Consider the following 6,558-nt stretch of genomic DNA (forward strand, 5'->3'; position numbering starts at 1 on the left):
TTTACTGAAAGAGAAGTTTACCCATTATCATTAATCAATTTTCATATACTCTATGTGGATGCAAAAATCTGTACGTAATTGGAAATTCTTTATGTTGTTTCATTTTATATTACTTTTTCAAACCATCGCAAATCACGTTTCACCATGTGCGTATTGGATTACTTTTACGTCTTCTACGGAAGAGGCTGCTTTGTTAGTTGATTGATTACCAATTCCAAAAGTTAGCACTAAACCGAATGACGCTACTACCGAAAGCATTATAATCTTTTTCATTTTAACACCCCTTTATTCTCCATCTTTTGCTTAGCTTGGTATGCGTTGTAGAAATACCCACTTGCTTTCACTGGATGTCCTTCATTATGTAATTGCACAGCTATCACTTCTAAGTAATCCACCACATACTTCCATAACTCTTCTTTTTCGAAGTATAAAATCCCTTCTTTTATCAAGAATTCCAGATTTTCAATAGAATTTGGTTCATTCAACTCTCTCAGTATATTAAAATGATGTCGATATTCCTCATTACACAAATCATACCCTTTTAGAATAAGTTGATTCACTTCTTCTCTATGCCCCATTTTATAGTGCTCTCGTGCAAGTAAGAACACCGTCTTCAGGTTATCTTTAAGTGAATCAGACAAGTATTTAACTGCCAGCTCTGGGTTTCCTTGGTCGGCATATAGCAAGCCTAAATTATGCTTAATCTTCCTTTCCCATGGTTTACTATTCACTTTTTTCGCTTTATTTAATGCAGATAAGAAATATACCTCAGCTTGTCCGAATTTCCCAATAGTGATAGAACACAGCCCATATATATTTTCACAAGAAGCCAGCAAGACTCCATTCCCAGAATACGTCTGAAAGACTTTTTCCGCTTGCATGACGTGTCTAATAGAAGAAAGCGGCTGATACGTTTGGTAATAGTAAATAGCCAGCCTATAATCCCATTCAGCTTTTTCTTTCACACCATTTATCACACCATCAAGCTCTTCCAATTTTTCAAAATGGACCTTCGCTTCATTATAGCGCCCATAAATGGTAGCATACACAGCTTTAAATAAATGATAATGAAACTTAATTTGTTTATTCTCTACTGCACCGATACGATCCACTGTACTAAGTGTTTCTTCAGATATTTCACCTAATAAAATTTCGTACCTGAAGTTTAGCAAGTGGAAATATTGATATAAATCTTCATCACCATTAAATTCTTCTATCCTAAGAACAAGTTCTTTCTTTAACAGTCCTGCTTTATCTAGGTGTTCACTACATATTTCGTTATACCAATTATTTAGAAGGTTGCTTAACTCCTCTTTCCCTTTAATTTGTAGGTTCATATTCACGTTATCTCCTTGTTAATTTTTAGAATATTTAAATAAAATATACCACAAATATGCATACGTAGTAATGTGAAATTTTTACAAATAAACTTTCTCAATAAATTTCTGTTAATTCGACAACCTATATTTCACACAATACACCTAACCAACTTAAGCTCGTTTAACACATTTTTTACCTTTTTTCGTAGAGCAAACTATAATCAGAAAAACATTTACTCCATTCTTTTTTTAATAATCAAAATTCAGGAATGATTATCCAGTTTGGCAAATCATCTTCACCTATACAATACAAAAAAAGGCGAAAGTACACGAAATAGATTCGTATACTCCCACCTTGTGTTTTCACCAAGTCTCATGACCGTATGTATGGTATTCTCTATTCACTGGACGATGCCATCTTCCTTTAGCGCATTCCATTCTCCAGTCATTTCTAAATCTCTTTTGCACTTTTTTCTTAACCGGTTTAGATTCTTTATATTGATTAGCAAAATATTGAGTTTCTGTTTTCCTTTTTAACCACTCTTTCTTTTGCTTAGGATTCACTGGTTTTCGCTTAACGCCGTATACCCTTTCGACATCCTTCAATTCTTCAGTATAAACCCAAATCACAAATTCATTATTTTGTATTAGCAACCTTTCTCACCCGCAGACAGAGTAAGTTTTCGAGGATTGCTCGTTATCTGCCTACTACGATTTAGGTCCCAGACCTATAAAACACCACTCCAATATAGACATTTCTAAGAAATTATTATTTAAGTCACTTGTTAATCCAACATTTCGAACCCTTGCTGCATAAGGATTACAACCAAGACTCTATTCCGGTCACTCAAGTACATCTGGTAACATTTCTTGAAACTCCTCTATTTCCTCTATCAACCTTATAATTGCTTCACCAGTTGTTCTCCTTCTTCTAAAAAACAATTCAACGTCGTCATTATATTCCCACCCGTTATCAAGTAACAAATTGTCATGTTCTTCCCAAGTACGTTGATCCTCTTCGGATAAGTTATTCATCCACTCTTCTCCTTCGAAAGGATAGATAAGCGCACCCATTTTTTCATATGTTAATTCAATGACCTTTTTCTTATTTTCTATTGTTCTATAACCTTCTAAGAATTCAATTCGGTCTATAATATAGACTCTGTTCTCCCCATTAAAGAACAACTCATCCTCTCGTAAAAATTCTTGAACTAGATTGAATAAATCCACCTTATTTGAAATTCCTAAAAAGGCACTCCCACCATTCGTTGATACATCCTGTTTTACTGCTCTCATGCGTATAGCTGCTCCAATAACTTCTCCTATTACAAAATTGCTTTCGTCAATTACATCCATACAATACCAACGGAAAAATTTATTAGCACCTATGTTTTCTAATACCTGACTCATTTCATTTGGCTTTTCTTGCACTCTTAATCTCATAAATATCCCCCTATACTACATCTTTCAGCTTTGCCACCTTTATACCCTACCACTTCTATCACTCTATATTACACATCTTAGAACCATTATACAGATATTTCATTGCAAGAGACTCTCACAACGTTGTTTTTACGCAATTAATTTTGCCTATGCTCTCTGTATCATATAGTTAAGCATACAAAAGCACACGCTAATATGAAAAAAGCACTCTTTTTTTAAGTTATAGCATGGTAAATTTAACATTTTTTTCATGCTTATAAGTTATAATGTAAATATGAAATATATATTAGAAAGGTGGAACAGCTTTGTTCAAAAACTTAACAAGGGCCCAAATCCCTGAAAGACCATATTATGATAAATATTATTATTCTGTTTGCTATACCCACCAAAAGTATAGTATGACAACAGGCATTTTACTTAGTTTTTTAATTTTCGCTGCAATAGATTCATTGCAAAATGAATTAATACCGTGGATGCATTTTTATAATTCACCCCAACAATCACTACTAGTCTATCCTTTTTTTACCGGAGCTATTTTTATGATACTGTTTTTCGTATGGCCCTTAAGTGTTCACAAATATTTATTCTATCCATTAACTTGCTTATTAATCGGATACAGTTATTCATCAATACTAAAGCACATTTTCCCAATTGATATTGAACTATTTACCTTTTCATATTGGATCGCCGGCGGACTGTTCATATATTCATTTTTTGTTAGAAAGTTTTACACTTTTAGATATTATTTATTTGGAACAATAATGAGCCTACCTATAAGTTACACATTAGTACTCATAACCATGTCCACATTGTATCAAATAGACGTACCAACGAAATACTTGTCGTACTCAGGTGTATGGATGTTCCTACTCTTCAACCTTTGCTACATGAAAGCATTTCTTCATCGCTTCCATGTATTATCTGGGATAATCGCACTAGGAATAAGTTTTGTTTGTACATTGACTTTATTTAATCTCTTGGGAACAGGGTATTCACCAATCACTCTGTTACACAATTTAAACGATGCATTCATCTGCATCAGCATTTATGGAGTAATCATTTCCTATCTAACACTATTCCGTAAACAAGAACAAGCATTAGCACAATACGTTCCAGTTTATCGAAGTACCTCTACATTCACTTCATCACCTGGCAATCCTAATAGCGGACCAAGACATTATTCAGGAACTACAAGTCCAGAAGAATACGCATACCAAGAAGGTTATGATGAAGCAAGAAGAGAATTCGAGTAACTTATAAACTTATATAAGAACAAAACCCCTCACCTAGTCAAACGACTCTTGAAGTGAGGGGTTTTTTCATAAACTTCAATTGTTTCAAAAAAATTATGTGTCCGATATATTAAGAAAATCAGACTACCCTTGATTTTCGAGTGATTTATCGCATGTATTTTCCCCTCCCATTAAATTACCTAATATAAGTGAAATTTTAATCAGTGGGGGTTTTCTTCATCCCCCACTGATTATTAGGTGAACTAATCGGACTTTAATGGGCAGCCCGACCCCCGCCTAACTTCTTTGCTTTCGCTGAATTTTGAGGTCGGGGTCTTACTGCCCATTAAAGCGGGATACAAGTAATATATTTCATCCTAAATGTAAAAAAAACTTTACTTTAGGTCAAAAATATATTACCTTTCTAAATATAAGAGGTGAGCTGAGATGCCGTTAAGTAACGAAAGAAAGATTCGTAATAGGATTGTTGTATTAAGAGCTGAACGGGGATTATCACAAAGAGAGATTGCTGATAAGCTCGGTGTAAGTCGCCAAACAATTATTTCACTTGAAAAAAACAGATATAATCCATCTTTAAAATTAGCTTATGACATAGCACTCATGTTCAATGTGGATTTACATGAAGTTTTTCAATATGAAATAGAGGAGGAGAAATAAATATGGAAATTTTTCTAGCTATTCTACGTATTAGTTATGTAATTATTTTCTTTATTGCAGTCTTTATTTCACTGAAATTCGAAATGGGCGAAGAGAATAAGGATGAGCGCGGGAAGAGCATTTCAAATAAATCCTATGGTATTGTATTTCCTTTAATGCCTTTAGGATGGTTTTTGATCGAATTGTATGACCAATTCATTAGTCACCTGGATTATGCTACATATAAATTAGTTATTTGGTTTTTAATCTCAGGTTTAATGATCCTTCATTCAACCATCATAACGATACTAAGAAGAAAATATTAAATTACTTTTATATATCGTAAGAAAGGGGTTGGCAGTATGAATATTTGGGCTTGGATTGGGATATTAGGAATTTTAATTACCGCACCTTTGCCTTTACTAAAAAAAGAGAACAGGACAAAAGAGGAAATTAGAAAAGTTATTGTGACATTAGTTATTGTGCTAACAATTATCATTGCGGTTTTATTTTTCAATGTAAATTATTTACTTGCAGTTGTGGTTGGTTTTATTGCAATGATTGTATTCGATAAAAAAACATATACAAAGAAGAGATTACTGATTTATGGTTCGATTATTCTTATGTTAGGAATTGCAGGCTACTCTATATTCCGAGACAATCCTGATTACGTTTTGAACCATTTGAAAGACAATCCGCAAACAACATCTTTTTACTTGGCGGAAAATGGTGTTGAATTAATTACTTATCAATCAGATGTCGTTCGACCATTAGCAAGCACAGTGAAGATGCTAATAGCTGTAGAATATGCGATGCAGGTTGATGCAGGCTTGTTAGATAAAGATAGCACTGTGTCGCTTGATGAATTAACCCGTTATTATTTAAAAGGTACGGATGGTAATGCACATGAAGAGTGGCTGAAATCGATAGATAGTGAAAAAAAGGTTAAAAATAATGCAGTAACGCTACATGACGTTGCAAAAGGAATGATCAGCTATAGCTCTAATGCCAATACAGATTATCTTATTGATATGCTTGGCGCAGCAGCTATCAATGAGCGGGCAAAATCCCTTGGACTTACGCAACATGAGGAAGTCTATCCGATTGTAAGTGCCCTCTTAATTTCAGAGCACTTGAAAAGTGAAGCAACAGAGAACAAAAAATTAGTAAAAGAGCTTGAAGCGATGCCGATTGAGAAATACCGGAACTTAGCGAAAGATTTAAGTGCGCAAATGAAAAAAGGAACAATCAAAAGTGAAGACTATTCATTTGATTTGTCCTTAGATTTACAAAAAGTATGGTCCGATCGTCTAATTGGTGCATCAGCTAATGATTATGGGAAGTTATTAGCTGTTATATCAAATGATCAACTTCCAGTGAAAGCTGCTGAAACAGCAAGGGATTTACTCGAGTGGCCAATGCAGATGAACGAAGGCAACCATAAGCGTTTTGTTCATCTTGGTGCAAAAGGTGGATCAACTGCATTTATAGCAAATGACGCTTTATACTCAGAAAATCATAATAGCGATAAGATTGAAATGGTTATCTTAACAGATAAACTAAACTTATGGCATGGAATGCTCATTCGAAACAATTTGAATTCGTTCGAATCAAAATTACTTGGTAATAAAGACTATCGTCTGAAAGTCCAGAAAGAACTCTCCGAATTGTAATTCATTAAGAAAAGCGATTATTGATTTGAATAACTACCCTTTTTCATTTTATTTCTTCTAGATCATAAAACTTTACTTTCAAATGAAAAACACCTCCATTGAGTTTACATACTTCGTATGCGAATTCAAGAGGTGTTTTTTCATGTACTACATTGCTCATTTAACTAAATAAAGTGAAACTTTAATCAGTGGGGGTTTTCTTCATCCCCCACTGATTATCAGCCCTCACCAATC

8 protein-coding genes are annotated in these 6,558 nt (G+C 34.0%); 4 read left to right on the forward strand and 4 right to left on the reverse strand.

Annotated features, from left to right (window positions below):
- Positions 1 to 132: 132 nt before the first annotated feature.
- The 4 genes from BAQ44_RS30940 to BAQ44_RS26190 form a co-directional block, all read right to left on the reverse strand.
- Positions 133 to 273 (reverse strand): hypothetical protein, encoded by a 141-nt coding sequence (locus tag BAQ44_RS30940; RefSeq protein ID WP_161491769.1) that lies wholly within the window; start codon positions 271 to 273, stop codon positions 133 to 135.
- Positions 270 to 1,337: a response regulator aspartate phosphatase gene (locus tag BAQ44_RS26180; protein ID WP_071724617.1), complete on the reverse strand. Its 1,068-nt coding sequence runs from the start codon at positions 1,335 to 1,337 to the stop codon at positions 270 to 272. The genes BAQ44_RS30940 and BAQ44_RS26180 overlap by 4 nt, the downstream gene beginning before the upstream one ends.
- Positions 1,338 to 1,682: 345 nt before the next feature.
- Positions 1,683 to 1,949: a hypothetical protein gene (locus BAQ44_RS26185; protein WP_145925756.1), complete on the reverse strand. Its 267-nt coding sequence runs from the start codon at positions 1,947 to 1,949 to the stop codon at positions 1,683 to 1,685.
- A 213-nt stretch (positions 1,950 to 2,162) separates the two neighbouring features.
- A complete protein-coding gene (locus BAQ44_RS26190; protein ID WP_071724621.1) occupies positions 2,163 to 2,762 on the reverse strand; it encodes a hypothetical protein in 600 nt (199 codons plus the stop codon).
- Between the two features lie 887 nt (positions 2,763 to 3,649).
- Between BAQ44_RS26190 and BAQ44_RS26195 the strand changes: the two genes are divergently transcribed.
- The 4 genes from BAQ44_RS26195 (at position 3,650) to BAQ44_RS26210 (ending at position 6,324) form a co-directional block, all read left to right on the forward strand.
- The gene (locus tag BAQ44_RS26195) at positions 3,650 to 4,015 is read left to right on the forward strand and encodes a hypothetical protein (RefSeq protein ID WP_071724623.1); all 366 of its coding nucleotides are present in this window, start codon (positions 3,650 to 3,652) and stop codon (positions 4,013 to 4,015) included.
- 426 nt (positions 4,016 to 4,441) lie between these two features.
- Entirely contained in the window at positions 4,442 to 4,672 is a 231-nt protein-coding gene (locus BAQ44_RS26200) for a helix-turn-helix transcriptional regulator (RefSeq protein WP_061677751.1), read from the forward strand.
- A 2-nt stretch (positions 4,673 to 4,674) separates the two neighbouring features.
- Positions 4,675 to 4,977 (forward strand): hypothetical protein, encoded by a 303-nt coding sequence (locus BAQ44_RS26205; protein ID WP_071724625.1) that lies wholly within the window; start codon positions 4,675 to 4,677, stop codon positions 4,975 to 4,977.
- A gap of 36 nt (positions 4,978 to 5,013) precedes the next feature.
- Positions 5,014 to 6,324, forward strand: coding sequence for a serine hydrolase (locus BAQ44_RS26210; RefSeq protein ID WP_084669646.1), 1,311 nt, complete (start codon positions 5,014 to 5,016; stop codon positions 6,322 to 6,324).
- The last annotated feature ends 234 nt before the right edge of the window (positions 6,325 to 6,558 follow it).

Source organism: Bacillus mobilis, from assembly GCF_001884045.1.
Taxonomy (GTDB): domain Bacteria; phylum Bacillota; class Bacilli; order Bacillales; family Bacillaceae_G; genus Bacillus_A; species Bacillus_A mobilis.